General features: G+C 57.9%; 21 protein-coding genes. 12 read left to right on the forward strand and 9 right to left on the reverse strand.

Annotated elements, in window-relative coordinates; translation table 11 throughout:
* Window positions 1–108 precede the first annotated feature (108 nt).
* Genes KF767_03700 through KF767_03710 form a run of 3 tightly spaced genes read left to right on the forward strand, consistent with a single transcriptional unit; the run spans window position 109 to window position 3,407 of the window.
* The gene (locus tag KF767_03700; GenBank protein ID MBX3016969.1) at window positions 109–1,968 is read left to right on the forward strand and encodes a hypothetical protein; all 1,860 of its coding nucleotides are present in this window, start codon (window positions 109–111) and stop codon (window positions 1,966–1,968) included.
* Complete coding sequence (locus KF767_03705; protein ID MBX3016970.1) at window positions 1,959–2,546, forward strand: hypothetical protein; 588 nt, start codon at window positions 1,959–1,961, stop codon at window positions 2,544–2,546. Before KF767_03700 ends, KF767_03705 begins: the two co-directional genes overlap by 10 nt.
* A 57-nt stretch (window positions 2,547–2,603) precedes the next feature.
* The gene (locus tag KF767_03710) at window positions 2,604–3,407 is read left to right on the forward strand and encodes an alpha/beta hydrolase (protein ID MBX3016971.1); all 804 of its coding nucleotides are present in this window, start codon (window positions 2,604–2,606) and stop codon (window positions 3,405–3,407) included.
* Here KF767_03710 and KF767_03715 read toward each other — a convergent pair.
* Window positions 3,321–4,007 carry a hypothetical protein gene (locus tag KF767_03715; protein MBX3016972.1) on the reverse strand — a complete coding sequence of 229 codons (687 nt, stop codon included), beginning with the start codon at window positions 4,005–4,007 and terminating at the stop codon, window positions 3,321–3,323. The genes KF767_03710 and KF767_03715 overlap by 87 nt on opposite strands.
* A gap of 155 nt (window positions 4,008–4,162) precedes the next feature.
* Here KF767_03715 and KF767_03720 point away from each other — a divergent pair, with 155 nt between their 5' ends.
* Window positions 4,163–8,050, forward strand: coding sequence for a hypothetical protein (locus tag KF767_03720; protein ID MBX3016973.1), 3,888 nt, complete (start codon window positions 4,163–4,165; stop codon window positions 8,048–8,050).
* Window positions 8,051–8,088: 38 nt separating this feature from the next.
* Here KF767_03720 and KF767_03725 read toward each other — a convergent pair whose 3' ends face one another.
* From KF767_03725 to KF767_03755, 7 genes are all read right to left on the reverse strand, one after another.
* Window positions 8,089–8,538, reverse strand: coding sequence for a hypothetical protein (locus KF767_03725; protein ID MBX3016974.1), 450 nt, complete (start codon window positions 8,536–8,538; stop codon window positions 8,089–8,091).
* 459 nt (window positions 8,539–8,997) lie between these two features.
* Window positions 8,998–9,573 carry a NifU family protein gene (locus KF767_03730; GenBank protein ID MBX3016975.1) on the reverse strand — a complete coding sequence of 192 codons (576 nt, stop codon included), beginning with the start codon at window positions 9,571–9,573 and terminating at the stop codon, window positions 8,998–9,000.
* Complete coding sequence (locus KF767_03735; protein ID MBX3016976.1) at window positions 9,570–10,763, reverse strand: SufS family cysteine desulfurase; 1,194 nt, start codon at window positions 10,761–10,763, stop codon at window positions 9,570–9,572. The genes KF767_03730 and KF767_03735 overlap by 4 nt, the downstream gene beginning before the upstream one ends.
* A 40-nt stretch (window positions 10,764–10,803) precedes the next feature.
* Complete coding sequence (gene sufD / locus KF767_03740) at window positions 10,804–12,039, reverse strand: Fe-S cluster assembly protein SufD (protein ID MBX3016977.1); 1,236 nt, start codon at window positions 12,037–12,039, stop codon at window positions 10,804–10,806.
* Complete coding sequence (gene sufC / locus KF767_03745) at window positions 12,036–12,827, reverse strand: Fe-S cluster assembly ATPase SufC (GenBank protein MBX3016978.1); 792 nt, start codon at window positions 12,825–12,827, stop codon at window positions 12,036–12,038. Before sufC ends, sufD begins: the two co-directional genes overlap by 4 nt.
* A gap of 39 nt (window positions 12,828–12,866) precedes the next feature.
* Window positions 12,867–14,336: a Fe-S cluster assembly protein SufB gene (gene sufB, locus KF767_03750; GenBank protein MBX3016979.1), complete on the reverse strand. Its 1,470-nt coding sequence runs from the start codon at window positions 14,334–14,336 to the stop codon at window positions 12,867–12,869.
* Window positions 14,329–14,772: an Rrf2 family transcriptional regulator gene (locus KF767_03755; GenBank protein MBX3016980.1), complete on the reverse strand. Its 444-nt coding sequence runs from the start codon at window positions 14,770–14,772 to the stop codon at window positions 14,329–14,331. The genes sufB and KF767_03755 overlap by 8 nt, the downstream gene beginning before the upstream one ends.
* Window positions 14,773–14,975: 203 nt before the next feature.
* On the opposite strand from KF767_03755, the gene KF767_03760 reads away from it, so the two are divergent.
* Window positions 14,976–15,389: an OsmC family protein gene (locus tag KF767_03760; GenBank protein MBX3016981.1), complete on the forward strand. Its 414-nt coding sequence runs from the start codon at window positions 14,976–14,978 to the stop codon at window positions 15,387–15,389.
* Window positions 15,390–15,454: 65 nt separating this feature from the next.
* Window positions 15,455–16,219: a hypothetical protein gene (locus KF767_03765; protein MBX3016982.1), complete on the forward strand. Its 765-nt coding sequence runs from the start codon at window positions 15,455–15,457 to the stop codon at window positions 16,217–16,219.
* Window positions 16,220–16,221: 2 nt separating this feature from the next.
* On the opposite strand, the gene KF767_03770 is transcribed toward KF767_03765, so the two are convergent.
* The gene (locus tag KF767_03770) at window positions 16,222–17,766 is read right to left on the reverse strand and encodes a hypothetical protein (GenBank protein ID MBX3016983.1); all 1,545 of its coding nucleotides are present in this window, start codon (window positions 17,764–17,766) and stop codon (window positions 16,222–16,224) included.
* A 335-nt stretch (window positions 17,767–18,101) separates the two neighbouring features.
* On the opposite strand from KF767_03770, the gene KF767_03775 reads away from it, so the two are divergent.
* The 6 genes from KF767_03775 to KF767_03800 all read left to right on the forward strand — a co-directional run bounded on the left by KF767_03775 (window position 18,102) and on the right by KF767_03800 (window position 24,838).
* A complete protein-coding gene (locus KF767_03775; protein MBX3016984.1) occupies window positions 18,102–18,878 on the forward strand; it encodes a hypothetical protein in 777 nt (258 codons plus the stop codon).
* Window positions 18,879–18,972: 94 nt separating this feature from the next.
* A complete protein-coding gene (tolQ, locus tag KF767_03780) occupies window positions 18,973–19,710 on the forward strand; it encodes a protein TolQ (protein ID MBX3016985.1) in 738 nt (245 codons plus the stop codon).
* Between the two features lie 6 nt (window positions 19,711–19,716).
* Window positions 19,717–20,142 (forward strand): ExbD/TolR family protein, encoded by a 426-nt coding sequence (locus tag KF767_03785; GenBank protein MBX3016986.1) that lies wholly within the window; start codon window positions 19,717–19,719, stop codon window positions 20,140–20,142.
* Between the two features lie 4 nt (window positions 20,143–20,146).
* A complete protein-coding gene (locus tag KF767_03790; protein MBX3016987.1) occupies window positions 20,147–20,938 on the forward strand; it encodes a TonB family protein in 792 nt (263 codons plus the stop codon).
* A gap of 89 nt (window positions 20,939–21,027) precedes the next feature.
* The gene (tolB, locus tag KF767_03795) at window positions 21,028–22,422 is read left to right on the forward strand and encodes a Tol-Pal system beta propeller repeat protein TolB (protein MBX3016988.1); all 1,395 of its coding nucleotides are present in this window, start codon (window positions 21,028–21,030) and stop codon (window positions 22,420–22,422) included.
* Window positions 22,415–24,838: a hypothetical protein gene (locus KF767_03800; GenBank protein MBX3016989.1), complete on the forward strand. Its 2,424-nt coding sequence runs from the start codon at window positions 22,415–22,417 to the stop codon at window positions 24,836–24,838. The genes tolB and KF767_03800 overlap by 8 nt, the downstream gene beginning before the upstream one ends.
* The last annotated feature ends 141 nt before the right edge of the window (window positions 24,839–24,979 follow it).

Below are 24,979 nucleotides of genomic sequence, written 5' to 3' on the forward strand. Positions count from 1 at the left end.
AAAACTCCTCCGAAATTGTCGAAGTCCTGAACGTTCAAACTCGTGATTTCCTAACGATCACCGACTTTTGTCGTTCAGGCGGAAGTCGAGTTTTCCGATACCTTAGTCATGGTATCGATCGGTCAACGCGACTTCCGCCTGGGACTTCTATTGGCCTTCATCGGCCTTTTGCTCTCGGCGTGCGCGAAGAATGCGGGACCGAGCGAACCGACCTTCCGGCCCCAGACTCCCGAGAAGCCGTACACCGGCAATCAGCCCATCGCCTACACGGGTCCCCTGACGACGATCACCGGGACCGCTCGTTACAACTATTATGACGATACCGGCGCCACGGGACTGAACAACTTCGGCGCCGCGAAACCGATCCGACATGCCGAAGTGCACATCCTCGATGCCGCGGGTAACGAAATTCAGCGCGGCGAAACGAACGGCTCAGGAGCGATCTCTCTAACGATCCCGCGCGCCGCCGGATCCTATGTCTTGCGCGTGAACTCACGCGCAGAGAACGTTCACTACCGCGTGAGCGTACTGGCTGACCCTTACGATACCCAATACTACTCGCTCGACACTGGATTCAGCCTAACGGGTTCCGAGACCACGCTGGCCGTGACGATCGCGAACGCCCCCGCCACGAATTCATCGAGCGTGCTTGGCGGTGCGTTCAGTATTCTGGATCAAATTCTCGAAGCGAATGAATACTTGCGCACGCAAGTGACGACGGCTTCCTCCTGCACGACCTGCGTGAAGGATTTCGATGTCGCGCCCAAAATTCAGATCTACTGGCAAAAAGGGCTGACCCCCGCCGCCTATTACGGCTCGCCCCAGTCGCCGATCTCCTTCTTCCTTTCAGAATCCGGAGGCGGCCTTTACCGCGGGATCTATATGCTCGGCGGGATCGAAGGCGACGTCTGCACCGATACCGATCATTTCGACCGCTCGGTCATCCTTCATGAGTACGGTCACTTCTTAGAGAACGCTTACGGCAAGTCCTCTTCTCCCGGTGGTTCGCACAACGGAAACGAGCAGCTCGACCCGCGCCTGGCGTGGAGTGAAGGTTGGGCGGATTTCTTCCAAGCCGCGGTTCTGGGACGCTCATACTATCGAGACACAAAAAGAAACGGCGGCTGCCCGGCGATCGGCATGGGCTCCACGGCCCAGCTCAGCTTCCCCGACTTCCGCATGGATAAACAAAATGGCGTCGACGTTCCCGGGCCGGACGAGGGCATCTTCCGCGAAATTTCGGTCGCGCGCACGCTGTACGCTTCGATTCATGCGGATTCCGCCGTCAATGACGGCAGCGGTCCCGGAGCCGAAATGAAATTCGCGCCGATCTGGCAGGCGTTCCGCAACATCGGCAACAATGCGTTGAGCTTCCAGAACATGGGACAAATGAACATGAATCTGCGCACGCTCGCGAACTCGCACTCGTCCGGCATGCTTGCGGATCTCGACGCGATCCTTGCCGCCGAACGCCAGGTTCCGAACCAAACTCAGTACGCAGAGCCCCGTTCGCTGAAAGCCGCCGCCCGCGGTTCCTGCAGCGCGACCTATTTGCAAGGCACAGTCGCCGCCGATACGCGCGACAGCCAAGGCTATATCACCTCGACCAATATGCAGAAGTCGAACGACTATTATCGCTTCGATTACGACGGCAATCCCGCGAACGGCGTGATGGTCATGCGTTACGCGAAGTCCGGCGGCAGCATTTCGACGCCTTACGATTTGGACGTGTATGTTTACACCGAAAAACACGTCCTGCTAAATCCCGACGACATCCGCATCATCAGTGAAGCCGTCTATCCCGAAACCGGTGGCGGCGGCGCTTACCCCGGCTACGAGTACATCAACTTCACGGGACTGCCGGCGGGACGTTATCTGATCAACGTCAAAGCCTACTATCTGACGTCAAAAGCCGACACGACCTATTTCATCGAAACCCCGTCCGGAGATCGCCAGCTATGCCCGTAAATAAAATTGCCCTCGGGGCCATCACCGGAATTTTGCTGGGCGCGAGCATCGGGTATTTCTCGCAACCGAATGAAACGAAACCTGGTTTGATGGATCAACTGCGCCCGCGTCTGGCGGTGCACGCGCAGAAACCCAATCAATCGCTCAGCGCGACGATTCAGAATCTTCAAGATTTACCGGACGATCCCGCGCAAGAGCTGCGGTTGCAAATCACCGTCAGCGCGAATCGCCATCTCGATGGCGACACGGACCTGCAACTGCGCCTGCCCGCGGGCGTGCAACTGGTTTCGGGATTGGATGCGCGCGAACGTTTGCAACTCGAGCCCGGAGCGACTTGGACTCGCGAATTCACCGTGCGCGGCGTCTCGAACCAAGCTCCCGTCGTGATCAAGGCCGAACTCGCCGCGCAGATCGATGGCGTTCCCATCGGGGGCGAAGGCTTTTTTTCGAGCCACCCACTCCAGGCCGACCTAAGCCGTAAACCCTTGCCCAAACGCGAGGATCGCGGTTTCTTCCGCAAGGCGGGCACCGAAGCGCCCGCGGCCGCTCCCCGCCTGCCCGCCGGCATTCAGTTTTGATTTCAACATCCTCACCGGAAGCTTGATGCCTCAGCGTGCCCGCGATAATTTGCGGGCATGAGTCGTCAATGGGTCATGATCCGCGGGATGATGAGCGAGTCCTTCCACTGGTGGGATTTTTTGCCGCGCCTGCGCGAAACCTTTCCTCAAGATGAAATCCATACGCCCGACGTTTTGGGTACGGGACGTACCGGGCATTTGCCGACGCCGCTGCGGCTGGATCGCAACGTGGCCGCCCTTCGTGAGCAAGTTCCTTCAAGCGGTAAGAAGATCATCTTCGGTTTCTCGCTCGGAGGGATCCTGGGCCTGGAATGGGCTTACCAGCACCCCGAAGAGGTCGAGGCCCTTATTCTAATCAACATCAGCCTGGGGAATTCACCGATCTACCGGCGGATGCGGCCCGGCGCCCTTCGTCAGATCGCGCGCTTTTCGATGGTCCCGCCGGGAGTCCGCCGCGACGAACTCAGCCTGGCCATGACGACGGCTTTGGAAAACGAAAAGCTGCGCGAGCTCGCGCCCCACTGGGCGAAGCGGGCCGCGGAGTACCCCGTGCGTCCGATGAATTTCTTCGCGCAAGTCGCACTCGCCGGGCGCGCGAAGTTCCGCGCCGAACCTCCGCCCGTACCGCTCTTGATGCTCGCGTCGGGACAAGACCAAGTCGTGCATCCTGAATGTTCGAACCGTATCGCGAACACGTGGAAGGTGCCGCTCGAGCTGCACCCGACGGCGGGACACGATCTGAGTCTCGAACAACCCGAATGGATTTTGGAGCGACTACGGAACTGGCAGGCCCTGAGCCCAGACGCGCAGAATTTCGTCGACGGCCGGGGCCACGGCCAACGCCACGGTGTGAACCCATAGCGCGGTGACCGCGCCCGCGAAAACGTCCATCGTCCAGTGCGCTCTCAGCAACAACACCGTCATCACTTCGAACGCGATGATCGCGACGCCCAGAAGCAGCCAAGGCCCGCCGCCCGTCGCGGTCGCAAGCTCCAAAGCTCCGTAGACCGCGAGCGCCGTGTGTCCCGAGAAGAACAGATCGTTACTCACGCCATAGGTGACGAACACCGACGGGAAACCGGGATGGCGCCAGATCATGCCCTCGGGCACGGGTAGACTCGTCAGCGCTTGATTGAGTTGGCGTAATCCGAACAGGATAAACAGACCGATCAGCGGGCGTAGCGTCTCGCCGAAGATCGCGCTTCCCAAAAGATAAAAACCCAGAATGTCGATCACGAGGGAGCTCGAGATCAGCAGGGCGTTCGCCGCCGCCGCATGGGCCGCGAGCATGTGGAAGAGGGGCGCGGTCCACTCGTGAACACGGTCACGAATCTCACGCGAGGTATTCATCATGTGGCGGCCGATCCACTTCTGACTCTGCAACCACAACAAAATGCCCACGAGGGCGATGCCGACTTTCAAGGCGATAAGCACGCGATCCATCTCCGTTGAACCGGTCATAGCCGCACTCTGGTGCCTTTGCCAACTTTTAGACGGGCGTGGACCCGGAATGTCCCCCGTCCCGCTTTGAGACGCCGGGAAGCCCTGAATTCGATCTCAGGGGGTGCCAGCATTGCACTTTCGGGGGTGAGGTCCCCTTACGGCCAGGAGTCGCCATGCGTGCACAAGCCATCTTCAGCCTGATCCTCAGCGTGATTTGTATGGGCGCTCATGCCCAAACCGCCGCCCCCGCTGCGGCCCAACGCAAGATCCTGATCGCGGTCGATGGACTCAGCTACGACGCTTTAATTGAAGCCCAACGCCAAGGGATGCTGAAAGAGTTCACGAACAAGTCCGTGCACATCGCGCCCTTCCCCACCATGACCGATATTTCGTGGGCGACCATGACCGACACCGTGGAGCTGTTCGGCGAAGAGGGCCGCATCAAAAACGTCGAAGCCACCTTCTTCGACGAAGCCACCCAATCCGTACAGGGTGACCCGCGCGACTACTATCAACGTTTGGCCTTTCCGAAATATTACCTGGGCGCTTTCCACGCCGTTTTCAATCCTTATATCGAGGCGCTCGTTTACTTCCCCACGAAGGAAGTTCCGCGGATGGAGGCGAAATCCGTCGTCGATCAGATTCTGTCCTCGAAAGAAAAACACATTACCGCCTACATCGGCTCGGTGGATTCAACCGCGCACACGCAGTTGAACCGGCTTTACCCGATGATCCGCGATCTGGATGTCGAACTCAAACGGATGATGACCGCATTCAAATCCCGCGGTGAAGACCCCGAAATCTATCTTGTCTCGGACCACGGAAACCGCGGTCGTTTCACCGAAGGTCAGCCCGAACAAGAATTGCTGCCGGTCGAGATCACCAAAACCATCGAAAAAGCGGGACTGAAAATGGTGCCGCAGCTAAAAGAGAAGACCGACGTCGCCATGCCCTTGCTCGCTTTGGGTTCGTGGGGTCCGGTCTACTTCAAAGACCGCAAAAATATGCCCGCATTACTGCAAGCCCTGCGCGGCGAAAGCTGGTTCGATCTCGCGATGTACGTGAATCGCAACAACGCTCGGCAAACCATCATGACCGTCGTTTCCTCCACGGGCGACGCACGGCTGGAGCTCGATAAACAGAAACGTCAGTACCGCTACTATCCGGGACACGGCAATCCGTTGCAAATTCACGCGGCTTACCACTCCACGGCCGCGAAGGTGACCGATATCCCCTTCGAAAAAGTCGAAGAGATCAGCGCCGCGACGGAATATCCGGACGCGCTTTACCGGTTGCTGGAGTCAGCCTCGAACCGGAACTTCGACTTCCCCGATATGATCGTGACTTTGAAAGACGGTCACTTCATCCAGAACGCCCTGGGCGGCTTCACGAAGATGTACCGCACGCACGGCGCGCTCTCGCGCTCGTCGTCTTCGGGAATGCTCGTCTCGAACCGCAAGTCCTTGCCTGCGCAGGTCCGCACGAAGGACATCTTCCCGCTCTTGGGCTTCGATGCCCGTTCTTTGTTCGGCGACACTTACAAAACGCACTCGGCCACCGGACGCGAAGCGCTGGTGATGGCGGGCAAACAGCGTCAAAAAGGTCTCGAAACTCACGCGCGCGACTTCAGCGATACGCGGGTCTTCCGTCACTTGTCGCGCTTCATCTCGGATACCCGTCCCTACTTCTTAGTTTCCGAAATCGCGGATTTCCAGAAGGCCTTCAAATCAAACCCCATGACCGATCCCAGCGGTCAGGGCCTCACCCCCATGAACTTCGACATTTCAAAGTTCGATATGGCGAAAATCCTGACTCCGGAAGATCTGGGCGGCTTGACCGACGCGGTACTGACCGCGGGTGCGCCCGAGAAATTAATGGATGATCCCCGCGTGCGCGAACTGCGTGAAAAAATCGAAACCGCCGCAAACTGGAAGATGCCCACGGCCGCCGCCGATGCGGGACGGGGCGCGGAAGCCGGATTCCTCGGTTCGATTTCGCAGTTCCTGCTTCCCGGAAAACGTTCGGTCATGAAGCTCTACCAGATTCCGTATCTGTTGCAGAATTCGCTCGTCATCCAAGAGAAGACTTTCCTACCCGAGACGCGCGACCTGAACTTCGCATCGGCTTGGCTGCGCGACCGTGAATCGCTCGTGGTTTCGGACCGTGCGCTGGGTACGACTTACGAAAATCAGAAGCTGCCCACGGCCGAAAAGCTGTTCGCGGAAATTCGTACCGAAGCCGAGCTGCAGGACCGCATGTACCCGACGCCGCTCGGGAAAATCTATAACGACAAGCTCGGCCCGATCACCATCGTTTACGTTCCGGGGATCTACAATGCGATCTTCGACAAAGAGATCTTCTCTTTGGGAATCCAGTCGTTGAAAGACGATTTGGGCCTGCGCGTGATCCAACCGCCCGTGGAAAGCACCTGCTCCTCCGACCACAACGCGAAGATCATCCGCGACTATCTGATCGAGGACTCCCGCTCCCGCGCGGCCCGCAGCCTGCCCCGCGCGCGCTACCTGTTCTTGAGTTACTCGAAAGGGGCCGTGGATACGCTCCACTACTTCCTGTCGATGCCGAACTTCGTTGCGGACTCGGTCGTGGGAATGGTGTCGATCGCGGCGCCCCTGCAAGGCTCTTCGATCTTGGACAAAAGCGACATGCCCTACGAGGTCGTGACCGCTTTGGCCGGAGCGAAAGGTCCCGACATCTGCCGGACCGAGAAGACCGCGGCGAAATCCATCACACCCGCGGCGATGAGCTCCTTCTGGCGCCGCAACACGCGCGCGCTGACGGGACTGACGCGGTACTATTCGCTCAGCTTCGTCTCCACGCCCGAAGATTCGCATCTGTTCATGCGCGCGACCAAATTGATCGCGCAGTTCGATGAAGACAATGATGGTGTCGTGCCGTTGAGCTCTTCGAAATTCCCCGAAAGTTTGCGCGCCGTGGACTTCGGGATCGTCCCCGCCGATCACTTGGCCGGTATCCTGTCGTCGCGTTTCAACCAAAAAGCGTTCCTGCGCTCGATCGTGACCGCCGTGCGCGAGCTGAATGGCGCGGACTGGAACGGCAACTTCGCTTGGAACTCGAAGATCATTCTGGATGAAGCGAACAAAGAGAAATACTTCTGGAACAAGCAGACCTTGAAGGGGCTGGTTTACGCGAACTCCTTCGACCTCAATCGCCAACTGTTACCGTACATTCCCGATCCCGCCGACAGCTACGAGCCCGTCGTGAAGCTCCCCGCGTCGGCGTTCAAATTCGATCCCTACGCGACCCTCGACATCCAGAAGATGCCTTCGGTACTTGAAAAAGTGCGCGTCAATCCCGCGCTGCCTTCAAATCTCGGACTGGGAATCAACATCGATTTCCATCACAAGAACATGGTGCATTTCCGCATGGACCACCAGTTCAACTACGAATCGCGGTCCCCGGTCGGACTCGACGACAATACGAACTTCGGTTATACGCCCGCGACCTTCAACGGTGAAGAGGGCTGGCTCCGTATGCGTTCCGCGAACAACTCGATGCGCATGACGACCATGGCTTACCGCTTCCGTCCCGCCGACTTCCCGCGATTCTCGATGAAACTCGCCGTGACCGAAGAGGTTCCCGGCGCCGATCCCGTCATCGGCAAGACCGGCAAGGACGACTCGGCCTTCCAAGCTTGGTTCTCGATCCGCATCGGTGCGGCGAACGGCGACCGCTCGACCATCGACTCGGGCAAGGACCGCGTCGTGCTCTTCGGCTACTACTGGGGCTCGAAAGTCGCGGGCGAAAACCGCAAGGCCGGCGACATCTACGAAAACTGGTACTCGAACAAAAACATCGTGGTCGCGACCTTGCCCGAAGCGAAGCAGCTGCTGCTCAACAACCCGGAGATGTTAGGCACGGCGCAAATCTACGAACGCAATTTCCGCGACGACCTGGCCCGCGCTTTCCCGAACGACAACGTGGACGACATGGACATCATCTCCATCACGCTCCAACACGACTCCAACGACACAGGCACTTCCTCGAACGCCTACCTCAAGTACCTCCGCTTCCAGCCCTAGACGAAAGGTACCACGTACCGCATGCGGTAGATGGTACCTTATGGCGGGGCTTGGGCGCGGGCTTCGAGCGGAGTGAAGCGCCAGAGCGCGAAGGAATGGTGAGCCGTCGCCGGGGTGATCCGGTGCGCGGACAGGGCGTCCGTCAGAATTCGGAAATAGGATGCGACCGCGCGGATCGACGATGGATCTTTCAGCACGCGTGTGTAGCTTAAGCCATCCCAGAAACGACCGAAGGGGCTTCCCTTCTTGGCGCCCGTGATTTCGCGCGCGATCAGGCAGGTCATCACCCTTAAAAAGTTTTGCAGATCTTCTTTGCGGTGCGCGCGGAGGCGGAACTGCAAGAGTTTTCCCGCATTCACCATCTCGGCGATTTCGATGCCGTAATCTTTTTGCGCGCGTTTTCGGATCTCGTCGACCTTGAGCCAATTCTTCGGCAATCGCAATCCGTAGCGGCCCGTCGCTTTTTCCGAGCGCAGAACCACGTGCATCCAAGTGTGTTTACGAAACGCGCGCGCGTGGCGGGAACTGCCACGGGCTACACCCCCGCCGCATTCCGTTGCGGCGGAGGCTCTCGGAAAAGGCATCGATGAACGAGTCATCGACAACAGCCGATCGAGGAGCTCCCGCTTCGTAAAAGAAGCGGGAGCTCCCATGGAATGATCCGCTGAGAACCGAGCGCGAGGCTTTGCGCACTGGAATCGAACTTCGATTCGAGGCCCGACCTCCGCCGGTTCCGAGCTCGGGAGGAGCGACGGTTCATACACTCATCATCGGCATCGCCCAAACTTTCGTCAACAATTTTCAGCGGTATTATTTCAGGGAGAAATCGGGGCGCGTCATCGGCGATCGAAGATCGCGATTGTGGATATCTCGGTGGACGATGGGGAAACGAAAAAGGCTCCGGTTTTCACCGAAGCCTTTTCAAAGTTCAGACGTTTGCGACGAGCTTAGTTGACGGGAATGACTTCGATCGCGGGATTGAATTCGTCGCGCAGGATGCCTTCGATCGCCATGAGCGTTCCGGTCGTCGAACTCGGACAAGTGCCGCACGCGCCTTGGTAAACGACGTGCAGTTGATTGCTTTCGAATTTCACGACTTCGATGTCGCCGCCATCACTTTGCAAGCCGGGGCGGATCGTGCGATCAAGAATTTCTTCGATCTGTTGCAGCTCGGGCGACAGATGTTCACGCGAAGCCTTCTTCGATTCCTTCACGCCGAACGAAGGATCATGGACGGGCATACGCGTTTGGATGACGGCGCATGCATCACGTTGAATGTCTTCGGGCTCGACGTCGAAACGCGCCGTCAGCGTAATCACGTTCTCGAAGAAGTGGACCTGCTTCACGCCCGGCAGCGACAGCAGATCGAGCGCCAGACGGTTCCCGTAAGCCTCCTCCGGTGTGGAATAAGTCGCCTTCCCCTCCAGAAGCACGGGGCGGTCGACGACGAATTTCCACGCATTGGGATTCGGCGTGTCCTGAATACGAATCAACACTTCGGAATTCGGTGTCGTGGGTGTCATGACAAAAGCTCCTTCGCTTTGATCAGACCTTTGATCAAAGCGTCGACATCGGACATTTGATTGTAAATCGAAAAAGACGCCCGCACCGTCGCGCTGACGCCCAGTCGCTTCATCAACGGCTGCGTGCAGTGGTGGCCCGCCCGAACGGCGATATTCTCTTGATCAAGAATTTGTCCGACATCCGAAGCATGGCCCTGATCGAAAACGAACGAACTGATGGGACCTTTATCTTTCGCGATCCCGATCACGCGGTAACCCGGAATTTCGGCGAGCTTCGCTTCAAAGGCCTCACGCAAATTGCGCTCGTACGTTTCCATCGCCGCAAAATCCTGAGCCCGGATGTAGTCCACGGCGGCCTTCAACCCCAGAACCCCTTCGATATTCGGCGTCCCCGCCTCGAAGCGGTGGGGAATATCGTGGTAAGTCGTGCGCTCGATGGTGACTTCGGAAATCATGCTGCCGCCCCCTTGATACGGCGGCATCGCCGTCAAGAGCTCGCGACGACCGTAAAGGACGCCGACTCCGTAAGGACCGAACATCTTGTGACCCGAAAACGCGTAAAAATCCGCGCCAAGCTCCTGCACGTTCACGGGGGCGTTGCAGACCATCTGCGCGCCATCGACCACAACGATCGCACCGACCTTTTTCGCGGCCGCCGCGATCTGCTTGATCGGGTTGATGGTACCCAACGTATTCGAGCAGTGCACGACCGAGACAACCTTCGTCTTCGGCGTGAGCAGTTCGGGAAGCGTCGAAAGATCGAGCTCGCCCTGATCGGTCACCGGAATCGCGCGGACTTTGGCGCCCACGCGTTCGGCGACGAGCTGCCACGGAACGATGCCGGAGTGGTGCTCCATTTCGGTGATCAGAATTTCATCGCCGGCCTTCAGATTCGCGCCGCCCCAGCTTTGCGCGACCAAGTTCATCGATTCGGTCGTCCCGCGGGTGAAAATGATCTCGGCCGCTTCCTGAGCGCCGATGAAAGACGCGACTCCTTGACGGGCATCTTCAAAGGCCGCGGTCGCCTCGTTCGAAAGGTGATGCGCTCCGCGATGGACGTTCGAGGTCTGGTAGGTCAAGAAGTGACCGACGCGCTCGATGACCCGCCAAGGCTTCAACGAAGTCGCCGCCGTGTCGAGATAGACAAGCTGCTTCCCCCGCACTTTTTGCGTGAGCAGCGGAAAGTCCATACGCCATTTCGATTTATCAAGGTTCAGATTGCCAATCAGTTCACTCATGAATTCTCCGGTAAGCGACGCCGAGGGCCCGGGTCAGGCTCTGCTTCAGCTCATCGCCATCCAATTCGTCAACCAGACCCACCACGGAGCCCAGCGCGATCATCTCTTGCGCTTGCGCGCGCGGAATCCCCCGGCTGCGCAAATAGAAAACTTCGTCATCATTCAGCTGACCGATCGCCGACCCGTGCGTCGCCTTCACGTCGTCCGCGAAGATTTCGAGCTCGGGCTTCGAGTCGATTTCCGACCGATCGCTGAGCAATAAATTTTGATTCAATTGTTCGCTAGATGCCTTCTGCGCGTTCTTCTGGATGACGACCCGGCCGTTGAATACGGCTTGTGCGTCGGAACCCAAGATGCCTTTGTAAAGCTGACGTGTCTGCGACCCACCGACCGCGTGGTCGACCAGCGTGTGGAAGTCGACCGTCTGCCCGGGGCCCACGAGGGAAATCCCGTTCAGCGTGACGTCGGCGCCCTCACCGTTCACGTGATAATCGACGTTCTGACGGGCGAGTGCGCCCCCCGCCGCGATATGCAAAACGCGCACTTGCGCGCGCGCCGCGACCACGAAGCGCGAACGCTGCACCATGAAGTCCGCCGCCGAAAGATTCTGCCACTGCGTCCACTGCAGTCGCGCGCCCGTCGCCACGTTGACCCGCACCTCGGGCTGCGCCCAGCAAGGATTTCGCAATCCCGCATTCACCGGACCACTGACGTGTTGTTCAAACACGTCGACGTCGGCGCCTTCCGCGACCTCGACCAAAGTTTGCGACGGCGCCCAGGTGGCACCGCCCACGGATTGCGAGATGTAAAGAAGCTGCACTTGCCGTTTCGCCCCTTCAGCCACGCGCAGCCGTACGCCCCCGCCCCAGCGGGATTCATTCATGGAGTCGAAGTAGTCGACGACCAGAGTTTTCGCGGTCACGCCTTCAATCGACGAAGCCCATTCGACCGGCGACAGCTCCGCCACGTCCGCAACGAGCGACAGCTCCCGTACGAACTGACCGTTCCAGAAAACGAAAACCTCGCGCCCCGGCAGCGCATGATCGCGCACGAGCACGCGTGCAGCTTGCAGCTGCTCGGCCGTCGCGCCCCCCGCCGGAACCCATGCGGTTTCACGCAGGGCTTTCAAGTTGAGGTAACGGTAAGACTCCGTCCGGCGCTGGGGATATCCCAGGGCCTGGGCGCGGGCGAACGCGGTTTCACGGAGGGCGGCCAGACTCAAGCTCATTGCTCGGCACCCGACGGCGGCGCCGTCTCACGCCCGCTAGGCACGAGCCAATCGTAGCCCTTCTTCTCAAGCTCGAGCGCGAGTTCGGGACCACCGGTTTGAATGATCTGGCCATTCGCCAAAACGTGAACGAACTGGGGTTTGATGTAGTCCAAAAGCCGCTGGTAGTGCGTGATCAGAACGATCGCGTTGTTCTTCGACTTCAGACGGTTCACGCCTTCCGAAACCGTACGGAGAGCGTCGATATCCAATCCCGAATCGGTTTCGTCCAACAGTGCCAAGCGCGGTGACAGGACGGCCATCTGCAAGATTTCGTTCCGCTTCTTTTCTCCACCCGAGAAACCCACGTTCACGGGCCGCTCGATGTACTCCGGTTTCATCTGCACAATTTCCATCTTACGTTTCAGGATTGCGCGGAACTCTTCCTCGTTCAGCTCTTCCGATCCCTGGTGTTTCAAAATCGAGTTCAGCGAACTGTGCAGAAAATTGAAATTCGAAACGCCGGGCACCTCGATCGGGTACTGGAAGGCGAGGAAGATACCCTCTTTCGCACGCTCATCCGGATCCATGTCCACGATGGACTTCATTTTGAAATTCACGTCGAACAAAACGTCGCCCGAGGTGATCTCGTAAGAGGGATGCCCCGCGATGACTTTCGAAAGCGAGCTTTTACCCGACCCGTTCGGCCCCATGATGGCGTGGACCTCGCCAGGATTCACCTTCAGGTTGATCCCGTTCAAGATCTGCTTATCGCCCACTTTCGCTTTCAAATTCCGAATCTCTAACATGACATCTATCCTTTGCGCGGCCCTTCGGGCCGCCCCTGACTAACCGACCGAATTCTCGAGTTTCATTTCGATGAGTTTGACCGCTTCCACGGCGAACTCGAGAGGCAATTCCTTGAAGACTTCCTTACAGAATCCGTTCACCAGCATCGAAATCGAGGCCTCCATATCGAGACCGCGCGATTGCAGGTAGAAGATCTGGTCTTCCGAAATCCGCGACGTCGAGGCTTCGTGCTCGAGAACCGCGGATTTATTTTTGACTTCGATGTACGGATAAGTTTTCGCCGCCGAATTTTCCCCCACCAGCATCGAGTCGCACTGCGAGTAGTTCCGTGCATTGTCCGCCGAGGGCATGATCTTGACCTGACCGCGGTACGCGTTCACCGAATGGCCGGTCGAAATCCCTTTCGAGATGATCGTGGACTTGGTGTTTTTCCCCACGTGGATCATCTTCGTACCGGTGTCGGCTTGCATGTAGTCGTGAGTCAAGGCGACGGAATAAAACGCGCCTTCGCTGTCATCGCCATGCAGAACGACGCTCGGGTACTTCCAAGTGATCGCCGAGCCCGATTCGACTTGCGTCCACGAGATCTTCGAGCGCGCGCCCGAACACTTGCCACGTTTCGTGACGAAGTTGTAGATCCCGCCTTTTCCGTTCTTGTCACCCGTATACCAATTCTGCACCGTGGAGTATTTGATCTCGGCATCGTCCAAAGCGATCAGCTCGACGACCGCCGCATGCAATTGATTCTCGTCCCGCTGGGGCGCCGTGCAGCCCTCGAGGTAGTTCACGAACGCACCTTCGTCGCAAACGATCAACGTGCGCTCGAACTGACCGGTTTCCGACGCATTGATACGGAAGTAAGTCGAAAGGTCGATCGGGCAACGCACGCCTTTCGGCACGTACACGAAAGAGCCGTCCGTGAAGACGGCCGAATTCAAAGCCGCGTAGTAGTTGTCGGCCACGGGCACGACCGATCCCATATATTTCTTCACGAGCTCGGGATACTTGTGGACCGCTTCCGAAATCGAGCAGAACACGACGCCCGCTTTTTCCAGAACTTCGTTATTCGTCTGACCGATCGAAACGGAATCAAAAACGACGTCAACCGCAATCCCCGAGATCCGTTTCTGTTCTTGCAGCGGGATTCCCAGACGCTCGAACGTTTTCAATAACTCGGGATCCAGATCGTCCATGGACTTCGGGTTCTCGGGTTTATGTTTCGGCGCGGAGTAATAGCGCAGATCTTGAAAATCGATGGGGGGATAGCTGAGGTCGGCCCATTCCGGCGTACTCATCTTCTGCCACATGCGGTACGCCTTCAGGCGAAACTCCAAAAGCCACTCGGGTTCGTTCTTTTTCGCCGAGATCCAACGGATGATCTCTTCGTTCAAACCTTTCGGGGCCTGATCGACTTCGATCTCGGTCACGAAACCGTGTTTATACTCCATGCTCGAGTCGAGGGGACTCGACACGGTGGACTCTGCGGAAGCGTTTTTCACTTCAGACATGGGTGACCGCCCCCAACGTCGTTTTCTCAACGCGCTGGAAGAGAACGTCTTGCACGCTCAACGCGCGATAGAACTCGTTCAGTTTTTGATTCAGATTTTGGATCGGCGACATGATGTTGCACGAGCCCTGGATTTCGCAGGCCTCGTTTTTCTGCAGACACTTCGCGATCTCGACCGGTCCCTGGAGCAAAGTGACCAGATCGTGCATCGTCACTTTCGAAAGATCCCGCGTGATTTGGTAACCGCCCTGCGCACCCTGCTCGGCGCGAAGGATGGATTTCTGCGCGAGCAGTTGAAGCACGCGCGCCATCACGTCAAAGGGAGCGTGCACGGAATCGGCGACCTCTTTCGCGGAGGTCAATTCGCCGGGCCGCTTCAGGCTCATCACCTTCAGCGCCATCAACGCGTATTCGATCTTTCGTTGAACCTTAATCATTGGGGCTGGAATTAAATGAAATCCAATTGAAAGTCCACATCCAAATACGACTATTTTTATCGTATATCGACGGACCGAGAGTCCAGTTCGGCCACATAACTCCCTTGAAACACTGGGAAATAATGCCATTTTGACGGGCAACAAAGGCCGGAGTTGCACAGGACCTTTCCTCCAGAGCAGGATAAAACCCATTTGGAGGACCCATGGTGCAAATGAAAGTCGATTACCAAGGCGAGAAGCTCTGTCAGCTGACCCACGGCCCGTCGGGCAGCCAGATTCAGACCGACGCCCCCACCGATAACGGCGGGAAGGGTTCCCGCTTTTCACCCACCGATCTGATGGGCGCGGCCTTGGGCTCATGCATCCTGACGACCATGGATATTCTCGCGCAAAAGGAAGGTCGAAAAATCAATCTGCAGGGCGCCCTCGCGGAGGTCGGTAAAGAGATGTCGGGCCCGCCCCGCCGGATCAGCCGCCTGCAAGTGAAGATCACGATGCCCAAGGGAATCGCCGCGGCCGACCGCGCTTTCCTCAATGAAGTCGTGCACGCCTGTCCCGTCGCCCGCAGCCTGCACCCCGATCTGAAGATCGACGCGCAAGTCGTCTATCCCGACTGAAAATTCCCCCTGTCAGCGGACTGACAGTCGCGCGCGGGACCGTCTTTGAGGGAAACTGGGGCTTCATGCGTGAAGCCCGGATCGTTCTTTTCTTGCTGATGTTCACCCACGCCCTGCACGCGGCGGCGTTCACGCACGCGAGCCCGAGCGCCGAAATTCTGCGACCCGGTCAAGTGGCGTTCCAACCGTATCCGGGTTCAAATCCGATTCAAGACTACGCCTTTCTGACGAACTCGCTCTCTGTGGGCGTCTTCAACGGCTGGGAGATCGGTACCGTGCCGATCATGTGGCAATCGACCGACGAGTATTCGCTGCGCAACTTCAACTGGAAAAGCCGTTTGTGGCGTTCGCCGGAATGGGCCGTCGCGTGGGGCACGCAGCATTTGTTCTACGAATCGAAAGGGAAGACGCGCGAACACTACGACAATTTCCGCGTCGACCAGATCGGCATCGGCGTGGAGTATCGCCCTCTCGGCTCGCGCTTCCAATTCCGCTACAACATCGCGACATCGCAGATGATGATCCAAGGACTCACCCTAATGCGCTTGTCCGACGGCACGAGCCTGAAAATGTCGACTTGGTATGTGCCGGGCGGCGTGGATCACTATCTGGACATCGGTTACGCCGCTTCGGACACCAACTTCTGGATCCTGGGACTGACCCAGAACCACGATTGGCTTTCGGGATTGGGTAGCCGGGACAAAGCCGCCTACGGAGCGGGGCTCTCGCACGCCTGGAAAATCAAAGGCCGCTTCCTCAGCGGCCTTTCTTTGGGTTTCCATCTCCGAGAGCGCTCGGGTCCGAAAGCCCTGATGTCCGTTGTCTTCTAAAACTACTCGATCTTCAAGTAATCGTCGTCGGTGAATTTCGGCAAGATCGGCACTTGTTTGAAGACATCATCAAACTCAAACTTGAACTGGCCCAGCGCCATGATCGCGACTTCCGCGATGATGCTGCCATGGAAGTTACCGTTGTAACGACTTTCGATTCGGGGCGCGTTCAAGAGCAAACGCTCATAGCTCACGGCCCGATTCGAACAAGCGGCGTCGTACTGGGGATAGACCGAGTTGTAGTACTCGTTATAAAGCTCGCTGTTGACCGTCGCGACCGCGCGGGCATCGCGCGTGTTGTGATAGATGTTCGGCCAGAAATGCTTCAACCGATTGATCGCCGTGTCGTTGAGCGCCTTTTCATAGTCCGCACGCGACCCCAAATAGTAGTCGGTATCGATTGTCTGCAACCGCTGCCAGTACCAGTCCTGCCCTGCGGGCTTACCCTCTTCGCAGTGCCGGTTCGATGAATTCCGCAACGAACCCAATCCCATCTGAATCGATGCGGAACTGGTGATCTGCAAATTGTGCAGCGAACCGTTCGTGATGTTCACGTAAGAGATCGGACCATAAATATAAACCGAGCCCGTGACGTACAAACGGCAACCATTGTGCGTGCGGATTTTCGCATTCTTCAAAAGCAGGCGTCCGTTGATCATCAAATCGCCGTCGCACTCCAAGGTGTTGTCGACCTCGAAGTACTTTCCGGCGTCACGCAGTCCGCGCAAGCCCAAGGCTCCCGCCGCCGCATCTTTTTCGTAAATGAAATTGGATTGGCCGGACACCCAATTGAACGCGCCGCGAATGCGACTCGCGGTCGGGGCCCCGATGTAGACTTTCGACTTCTCGGTCACGATGGCGCTCGCGGTTCCGGTCTTGGGCGAGGCCGCGAAACGATGCTCCAAATAGCCCTTCAGCGTCGATACGCCGGTCTTGTCTTTCGCATCCTGCACGGGCAAAACCGCATTCTTCGGGATGAAAACCTGCTGACCCGCCTTCAACTGAAGGTTCGCCCAGTTCCCTATACGAGTTGCACCTTCTTTACTCTTGGTGAAGGCTTCGAAGTCACCGTAGGTACTTCCCAGGTTCCACGAATAACCCGAGGTATTCACGTTGCGCGCGAAGAAAAATCCCGAACCGTATCCCATATCGGTCACGATATTCGAGCGAACGTCCGCGTGACACATCACGCAGCCCGCACCGCGAACCGCGAGCGCCGGCTGGAAGTGGTTCAGCGAGTTGCCGACGTCGATTTTGACCTCGACGGAGCTTTTCAAGACGCCCTTGTCATCCAGAGCGTAAAGCCAAATCACTAAAGTCCCACGGTAGCCAATCTCCGGAACGAAACGAAGCGCGAAAGTTTGGGGATCGAGGATCTCGACGCTTCCCTTATCCGGAATATCGAGCGTGTTCTTGTCCGAGTTGTTGGCGAGGCTGATGTGATAAGGATCTTTCACGCCGTCGTAGGGCGCGCTCCAATCCTTCGGCGTATTCATTTCGGTGCGAATCGTGTGCGTCAGCAGATCGAAAGGTTTTGTGGGATCCACGGGACAATCCGACGGCGGAGCACATTCCTGCGGATCTACGGGGCGCCCCGTCTCGTCCGTTCCCGCGACGAATGATTTCGGCGCACAGTTTTGAAACGAGAATAAAATCACGGGCACGATTGCCATCACGAGCACGAAATGCCCAGCCAGTGTTCGCAAGGTGTTTTTTCTCAAGCTGTCCCCTTCGGACGATCCCGGTCGCCCTACCCCTATGATCGGAATATTCTTGAGTTTTCAAAAGAAAAAGCCCCCGATTTCCCATTCTGAGACGCTGACGCGCTCCCCGTGCGCCCATCTCCTTGACAGTCGCCCATGATCTCTCTGATTTAGAGGGCATGCGATTCTTCATGCTGGTCTTTGGCCTGATTGCGACAATGGCGGTGATTTACTTCGTGGTCCTGTTCTGGGGCCTGGGAAGAACTCTCCAAAAATTCGAACACCCCTTCGCAAAGTTGGAAAAGCCCCAAGCCGCAGTGCCATGGGATTCCGAAATTTGGACGACGGCCACGGAAGCGCAGAAAGCACGCGTGATTTTGTGGGTCGATGTTTACCGCTCTAAAGATGGGCAACTGCGCGCATTGCCTTCCCGCTTGCGTCCCGATGCGCAGGACGTGCTGCCGAAAGAGATCGGCGACGAAGGACGCAACCTGAAAGAGCTGCTGACCGAATTCACCGACCGACCCATCATCTTGAACGTCCTTTCCAGTGTTGATCGCATCGATACCCAGGTGAACGACGAACTCGCGGACCTGAAACTCCCGCGCGTGCTCGTCCAGTCCGAATACGATAACGTGATGCTCTCCATTAAAAGGCTTCAGCCCATGTGGATCTATGGGACATCGGCCAGCGACCGCGTGCGCTGGAATATGTTCGTGTCACTGGGACTCGCGCCCGCCGTGAATTTCACCGGTGATATCTACGTGACCCCTCTTCACGTCCGCAACTTACCCGCGATGAATGCGGGCATCTTAGCCGAAGTGAATCGCCGCGGATTGATGTTGTTGATGGGTCCATTGTCCACCGTTGACGAGGTTCGGCAAGCGCAAGCGTTCCATCCGAACATTTTTTTCGTTACAAGCAGCGAAGCGTTCACTGCCTTGCCCGGTTTTTAGTTCGGTTTTACGAAACCCATATTGGCACTGGGCCACGAGCCAAATTCTCGGGTTTTCATTGCCATCACCAGTGGCAAGTCTTAGGCTTTTGGCTATGAATTTCGCATACGCCGCACCCGTGCAGTCGCAAGCCGCTACTCAAACTCAAGCCGCCGTCGAATGGGGAATCTGGAGCGCCGTTTGGAACGCCAGCCCCATCGTACAGCTGACGCTTCTCGGACTGATCTTCCTGTCAGTTCTGTGCTGGGCCGTCGCCATTTCGAAGTTCCAGCAGATCCGCCGCATGACGGAAGGTAACGAAGCCTTCTTGAAACGTTTCTGGAAAGCGAACTCGCTCGACGAGTTGAATGCGGACGCCGAGGACATGGCGAAGATCAGCACGGTCGCGCGCGTTTTCAAAGCAGGCTTCGGCGAACTGCAAAAACTGGCGAATAACAAAAGCGGCGGCGTCTCGAGCCATCTTTCCGGTTCAGACAATTTGGAACGCGCGCTTCGCAAAGCCAGCGGCCAAGAGATCTCGGCCATGGAGTCGCGCCTGACGATCCTCGCCACCACGGGTTCGACCGGCCCCTTCGTCGGACTGTTCGGGACCGTCTGGGGAATCATGAACTCGTTCCACAAGATCGGCGCCAGCGGATCGGCCAGTCTGGCGGTCGTCGCCCCCGGAATCTCCGAGGCCCTCTTCGCCACCGCCATCGGTCTGATCGCGGCCATTCCCGCCGTCGTGCTTTACAACCACTTCGTCGCGCAGATCCGCCGCGAGGAAGAAGAGCTCGCGAATTTCTCGACCGATTTTCTGAACATCGCCAAACGCAACTTCTTCAAGGACTGATCGCTCATGGGAATGTCCGGCGGAAATCAAGGATCGAAAAAAAGCCGCATGACGATCAGCGAGATCAACGTCACCCCGCTCGTGGACGTGATGTTGGTTCTACTGATCATGTTCATGGTGACCGCGCCGATGATGCAGCAAGGGATCGACGTAGACTTACCGAAGACCGCGGCGTCGGGCGTGGCGGCCTCGCAGGAACCCATGGTTCTGGTGATCTCGGCCGACCGCAAACTCAGCATCGCGAAACGCAATATCCCTTCGGACCAATTGCGGGCGCGTTTGACCGGAATTTTCGAGACCCGCAAAGACAAAGCGCTCTACATCCAGGCCGATCGCCGGGTGGACTACGGCTTCGTCGCCGAAACCATGGCGGAAGTGCGCGCGGCGGGAATCACCAATGTGGGATTGATCACCTTACCTAGGAATCAGTAGGTCGATGACGGAAGCCACGCCGAACGATTCATTCCAAAGATACGTTCTGCTGTCACTGGGACTGCACGTCTCGATCGTTTTGCTTTTCACGGTCCGCATGGTCGTTTTTCCCAGCGAACCCGTCGTTTTCCAATCGGCCTTGCGCGTGGATTTAGTCGCGCTTCCGGATAAGATCCAAACTCCCGCGCCCGCAGCCCCGGTCCCGGCGCCCGCCGCCAGCGAGCCCGCCGCGGCGAAACCCGAGCCGAAGAAATCCACGCCACCGCCGAAGGTGGAAGAGAACACCGTGAACCTGAATCCGCCCAAGCCGGACGCGAAGGCGGCCCCCAAGGTGGACAATAAAAAAATCGAAAAGCAGCAAGACGCCGCCATCAACCGCCTGAAGCAACAGTCCGCCCTTGATCGTCTGGAGCGGGACTTCCGCGAGGCCGAGGCGAACAAAGTGCGCGAGGCCGCGCGGACCTTCAAGGGCAACGCCATTTCCAAAGGCAGCGAACTCACCGGTATCGCGCAGCTCGAGCACGATGAATACGTCGCGGCGGTCGAACGTCACGTGCGCTCGAAGTGGGAGCTTCCGCAATGGCTGGCGAATAAAGATCTGAAAGCCCAAGTCCGCGTGAAGTTTGACGAACGTGGAAATGTCATCGGTAAACAATTGGTGCGATCGAGCGGTAACCCCGCTTTCGACGAAGTCGTGATGGACACCGTCACGAAAGCTTCGCCGGCCCCCGCACCGCCCGAAAAATTCGTTCGCCTTTTGGCGAACGAGGGGATCCTGTTCGGATTCCCGGAATAACACGGAGGTTTCGTATGGTGAAACTGCTCGCCCCCCTTTTCGCGCTGATGCTCGGTGCCGCTCCGGCATGGTCGCAAACCGGCGCCCCCATGGACGACGCCCCCACGGCCCCCACCGGCGGTCCCGCCCCGGTGGACGGCGGAAGCGCGACTTCGGACGCTTCCGGCTCGGGCATCTACATCAAAATCGGCGAAGCGCAGAAGAAGAAAAGTCTGCTCGCCATGCCCGCATTCAACTACGTCGGCAACGCGGCCGCCGCGCCGAACCACCAGGCCCTCGGTTCTGAAATCTTCCGCGTCGTGAACAACGACCTGAGCGTCTCGGGCTATTTCCAGTTCATGAACGAAAGCGCCTTTCTGGAAGATCCCGCGAAGACCGCCATCCGTCCGAAACCGATCGACGCCAACGGTTTCACTTTCGATAGCTGGCGCCAAATCGGCGCGGAGTTTTTGATTCGCGCCTCGTATTCGATTGCGGGCGACACGCTCACGCTCGAGACTTACACGTACCACGTGCCGAAAGGCCAACTGGTCCTGGGCAAACGCTATCGCGGTGGCAAAGACGCCCTTCGCCGGATCGCGCACACCTTCGGCAACGATCTGCTGCAGGCGCTGACCGGAACTCGCGGCATGTTCCTGTCGCGCATCACCTACGGCAGCGATCGCGGCGGCGGCGGATTCAAAGAGATTTACGTTTCCGACTGGGACGGCGCGAACATCGACCGCATCACGAATCACAAATCCATCGCGCTCTCACCAGCGTGGTCACCCGACGGCAAGCGCGTGGCGTACACCGCCTTCGTTCAGCGGGCGAAAACCAAAACCCGCAACGCCGACATGTTCATCTACGAACTCCAGACCGGAAAACGCTGGCTGGTGAGTTACCGCCAAGGGATCAACTCGGGCGCGAACTTCCTGCCCGACAACAAGTCCATGCTTTTGACCCTCTCGCAGTCGGGAACACCGGATATTTACCGGATGAACTTCGACGGTGAGCTCTTGGGTAAAATCACGAACGGCCCGCGCGGCGCGATGAACGTCGAGCCCGCCATCAGCCCCGACGGCTCGAAGATCGCGTTTTCGAGTGATCGCGCGGGCAATCCCATGATCTACATCATGAATGCCGACGGTTCGAACCCGAAACGGGTCACCTTCGCCGGAAAGTACAATGCGACCCCTTCGTGGTCGCCGGATGGAAAACGGATCGCCTTCGCGGGTTGGACCTCGGGGAACTTTGACATCTTCGTCATGAATGCCGACGGCACGAATATGGTTCGCCTGACCTCGGCGAGGAAACCGAACGGGCGCCCCGCGAACAACGAGGATCCTTCGTTCTCACCCGACGGACGCTATGTGATCTACGCCTCGAATCGTACGGGACGTAACCAACTTTACATCTCGAACGTGGAAGGCACTGAAGAGCGCCGGATCACCAACGATCAGTTCAACTACTTCAAACCCAAGTGGTCGAATAACCTTGAATAGCCCAGAAGAGTGGGAAGAGCTGCACCGGTTCTTCCCCGTGACCCGCGTCTATCGCCAACGCCTCGAGTCCGCGAAGAATCGCGCGGATCTGGATTTGGCGGCCCGCCTACGCTTGCAAAAAACCGAAGACTTCCTGCAAGTCGTGACGGACACGCACTTCCAGAAACGTTCGGCCGCCGAAATTCATTTGAACTGGTCGATGACCACCGAAAGCCGTTTGCAAACGGCGCTCATGGCCGTCGCGGACGAAGCGGGTCAGCGCGCCGATCCCCCGTGGGCGGTCTTCGCCTACGGAAAACTCGGCAGCTTCGAGCTCAACCTCAGCTCGGATGTCGATCTGGTCTGGATCCGCGCCCCCGGCCGCGCCGAAGACACCGACGAATCGAACACCATGAAGAACAACGGCGCTCGGCAGCTGCGACATCTGCTGGCCGACGTCACCGAATGGGGTTTCGCCCACCGTTTGGATTTCGATCTGCGGGCGGGTGGACGTCTTGGCCCCCTCGTCTCGGGCCTTGATGAATGGACCGATTACTTTTCGAACTTCGGTGAAGCCTGGGAGCGCCTGGCATTCGTTCGGTTCCGCCCGATCTGGGGATCCGCCGACATCACGACGAACGCCATGGCGGCCTCGGCGAAATTCACCTATCGTCGCTATCTCGATTTCTCGCTGATGGAGTCCTTCAAAGAGCTGCGCCAGAAAATTCACGAGCAAAACTGGACGCGTTCGAAAGAAGGACAAATCGATTTGAAGCTCGGTCTGGGCGGAATCCGCGACCTGGAGCTTTTCGTGCATACCTTGCAAGTCGTCTACGGCGGAAAATCCCAAGCCGTGCGATTGACCTCCACTACGGGAGCCTTGCAAGAGCTGCAAAAGATCGGTGCCCTGACCGCCACGGACGCCGAGTTTTTGGAAACGCACTATTGGCATATGCGCCAACTGGAGAATTTGGTCCAAGCGCGCGAAGACCAGCAGACCCACATCCTGATCGAAAGCGACTGGCGCGACTACGCGCCGACGCTGGATCTGAAGCTTCTGCGCGAAGGCATGCAACACTGCCAAGAGATCGTGACCGGGTTTTTAGGTCCCGTGGATCCGCAGCGCCGCAGCCTTCCCGACTCCGAAACGGATCGCCACCATTGGCTGCAAGGCTTGGGACTACGGGAAGAGCTGATCGAATCGGTGTGGAAACCCCTGCTCGAGCAGGAAGTCTTCAGCCGTCAGAAAGATCGCGACGACCGTTGGCGGAAAGCCTTCCTTTACCAGGCCCTCGAACGCGCCAGCCAACTGGGATTGGATGTGAATGAGCTGCTGCCGCGACTGAGCGAATTCGTGCGCAAGATCCGCGCGAAGGCGACGCTTTTCCATCTGCTCGCTCACCGGCCCGAGCTCATCGGTCATCTGGTCCGGTTGATGAGCCAATCGGATTACCTCGGACAGATCCTGATTCATCGACCCGAGCTGCTGGATAGTTTCATTTACCAGCAGCGCCCGGAGATCGGTGAAAACCTCGACAAAGAACAGATGCACCAGATTCTGCGCGATCAGAAACTCTTGAGCGAGCTGGGCGCGGGTTTGGATTTTTTGGCCAGCGGTGATTTGGAATCCGTCTTGAAACCCCAAACCTCCACGGCGGATTCGATCTGTCAGGAAATTTTGCGCGGCCTGAAACGCGAGTTCCATTCGGATCTCGAAATCCTGGCCCTCGGAAAATGGGGCGCGGGCGAACTGGGGCTCGCCTCGGATCTGGATTTCATTTTCATCAGCTCTCGCGTGCCGGAAGCCGTCGACCACCAGATCGCGCGGCGTTTTCTGACCTTCCTGACCCAATCGCCGACGCTGTATCCGGTCGACCTGCGACTGAAACCGAATTCCGGCGTGCTCGTCACCACCTGGGACGACTTACACGAATTTTTGCTGAACGAAGCACCGGCCTGGCAGCGACAAGTTTACCTGCGTTCGCGGACATTGGATCACGTCGGTCCCGATCCGCGTTGCGCCCGTATCTTTCAGGATCTGGCGGATCGCGGACTCAGCGAAACGGAGCTCGCCGAGCTCGAGGTCATTCGCCAAAACCTTATCGCGCAGAACGCGAAAAAGGATGCGATCAAATTTGGCGCGGGCGGCCTCGTGGAAATCGAACTCGCCGTCCAGACCGCGATCCTTTTCCACCGCGTGCGCATTTCCGAGGCGTCGACAAAAGCCCATTTCCAAGCCCTCGAAGACGCACATCCCGAATGGAAAAAACAGGCTCCCGCGCTGTGGCAAAACTATCGTGACCTGCGTAAATTGGGTCTGCTCAAACGCGTAGCCGCAGGCTCAAACTCATTGAAAATCCAAGATAATTCCAGTGACCTGATGTTCCAGAACACCGCGCTCTTGCAGCTTCTTGACCCTCGTCAGGGCGCCCGCTAGCACAAAGTTATGAAAAACCACATGATGAAAGCTTTCTGGATTTACGTCGTTGCGTTGGCCCTGTTCGCATTTTCGTTTCCGACATTTGCAGCCGAGCCCAAAGCAACCACCAAAAAAGAAGCTCCCGCTAAGAAAGGCAAA

The sequence above is a fragment of the Pseudobdellovibrionaceae bacterium genome (assembly GCA_019637875.1).
Lineage (GTDB): Bacteria > Bdellovibrionota > Bdellovibrionia > Bdellovibrionales > Bdellovibrionaceae > JAHBUW01.

Coding starts and splice junctions, on each gene's coding strand:
- sufB (MBX3016979.1), bottom strand. CDS start 14,336: ATGTCTGAAGTGAAAAACGCTTCCGCAGAGTCCACCGTGTCGAGTCCC.
- KF767_03710 (MBX3016971.1), top strand. CDS start 2,604: ATGAGTCGTCAATGGGTCATGATCCGCGGGATGATGAGCGAGTCCTTC.
- KF767_03700 (MBX3016969.1), top strand. CDS start 109: ATGGTATCGATCGGTCAACGCGACTTCCGCCTGGGACTTCTATTGGCC.
- KF767_03720 (MBX3016973.1), top strand. CDS start 4,163: ATGCGTGCACAAGCCATCTTCAGCCTGATCCTCAGCGTGATTTGTATG.
- KF767_03735 (MBX3016976.1), bottom strand. CDS start 10,763: ATGGACTTTCCGCTGCTCACGCAAAAAGTGCGGGGGAAGCAGCTTGTC.
- KF767_03725 (MBX3016974.1), bottom strand. CDS start 8,538: ATGCACGTGGTTCTGCGCTCGGAAAAAGCGACGGGCCGCTACGGATTG.
- tolQ (MBX3016985.1), top strand. CDS start 18,973: ATGAATTTCGCATACGCCGCACCCGTGCAGTCGCAAGCCGCTACTCAA.
- sufD (MBX3016977.1), bottom strand. CDS start 12,039: ATGAGCTTGAGTCTGGCCGCCCTCCGTGAAACCGCGTTCGCCCGCGCC.
- KF767_03790 (MBX3016987.1), top strand. CDS start 20,147: ATGACGGAAGCCACGCCGAACGATTCATTCCAAAGATACGTTCTGCTG.
- KF767_03765 (MBX3016982.1), top strand. CDS start 15,455: ATGCGTGAAGCCCGGATCGTTCTTTTCTTGCTGATGTTCACCCACGCC.
- sufC (MBX3016978.1), bottom strand. CDS start 12,827: ATGTTAGAGATTCGGAATTTGAAAGCGAAAGTGGGCGATAAGCAGATC.
- KF767_03775 (MBX3016984.1), top strand. CDS start 18,102: ATGCGATTCTTCATGCTGGTCTTTGGCCTGATTGCGACAATGGCGGTG.
- KF767_03730 (MBX3016975.1), bottom strand. CDS start 9,573: ATGACACCCACGACACCGAATTCCGAAGTGTTGATTCGTATTCAGGAC.
- KF767_03705 (MBX3016970.1), top strand. CDS start 1,959: ATGCCCGTAAATAAAATTGCCCTCGGGGCCATCACCGGAATTTTGCTG.
- KF767_03715 (MBX3016972.1), bottom strand. CDS start 4,007: ATGACCGGTTCAACGGAGATGGATCGCGTGCTTATCGCCTTGAAAGTC.
- tolB (MBX3016988.1), top strand. CDS start 21,028: ATGGACGACGCCCCCACGGCCCCCACCGGCGGTCCCGCCCCGGTGGAC.
- KF767_03760 (MBX3016981.1), top strand. CDS start 14,976: ATGGTGCAAATGAAAGTCGATTACCAAGGCGAGAAGCTCTGTCAGCTG.
- KF767_03785 (MBX3016986.1), top strand. CDS start 19,717: ATGGGAATGTCCGGCGGAAATCAAGGATCGAAAAAAAGCCGCATGACG.
- KF767_03755 (MBX3016980.1), bottom strand. CDS start 14,772: ATGATTAAGGTTCAACGAAAGATCGAATACGCGTTGATGGCGCTGAAG.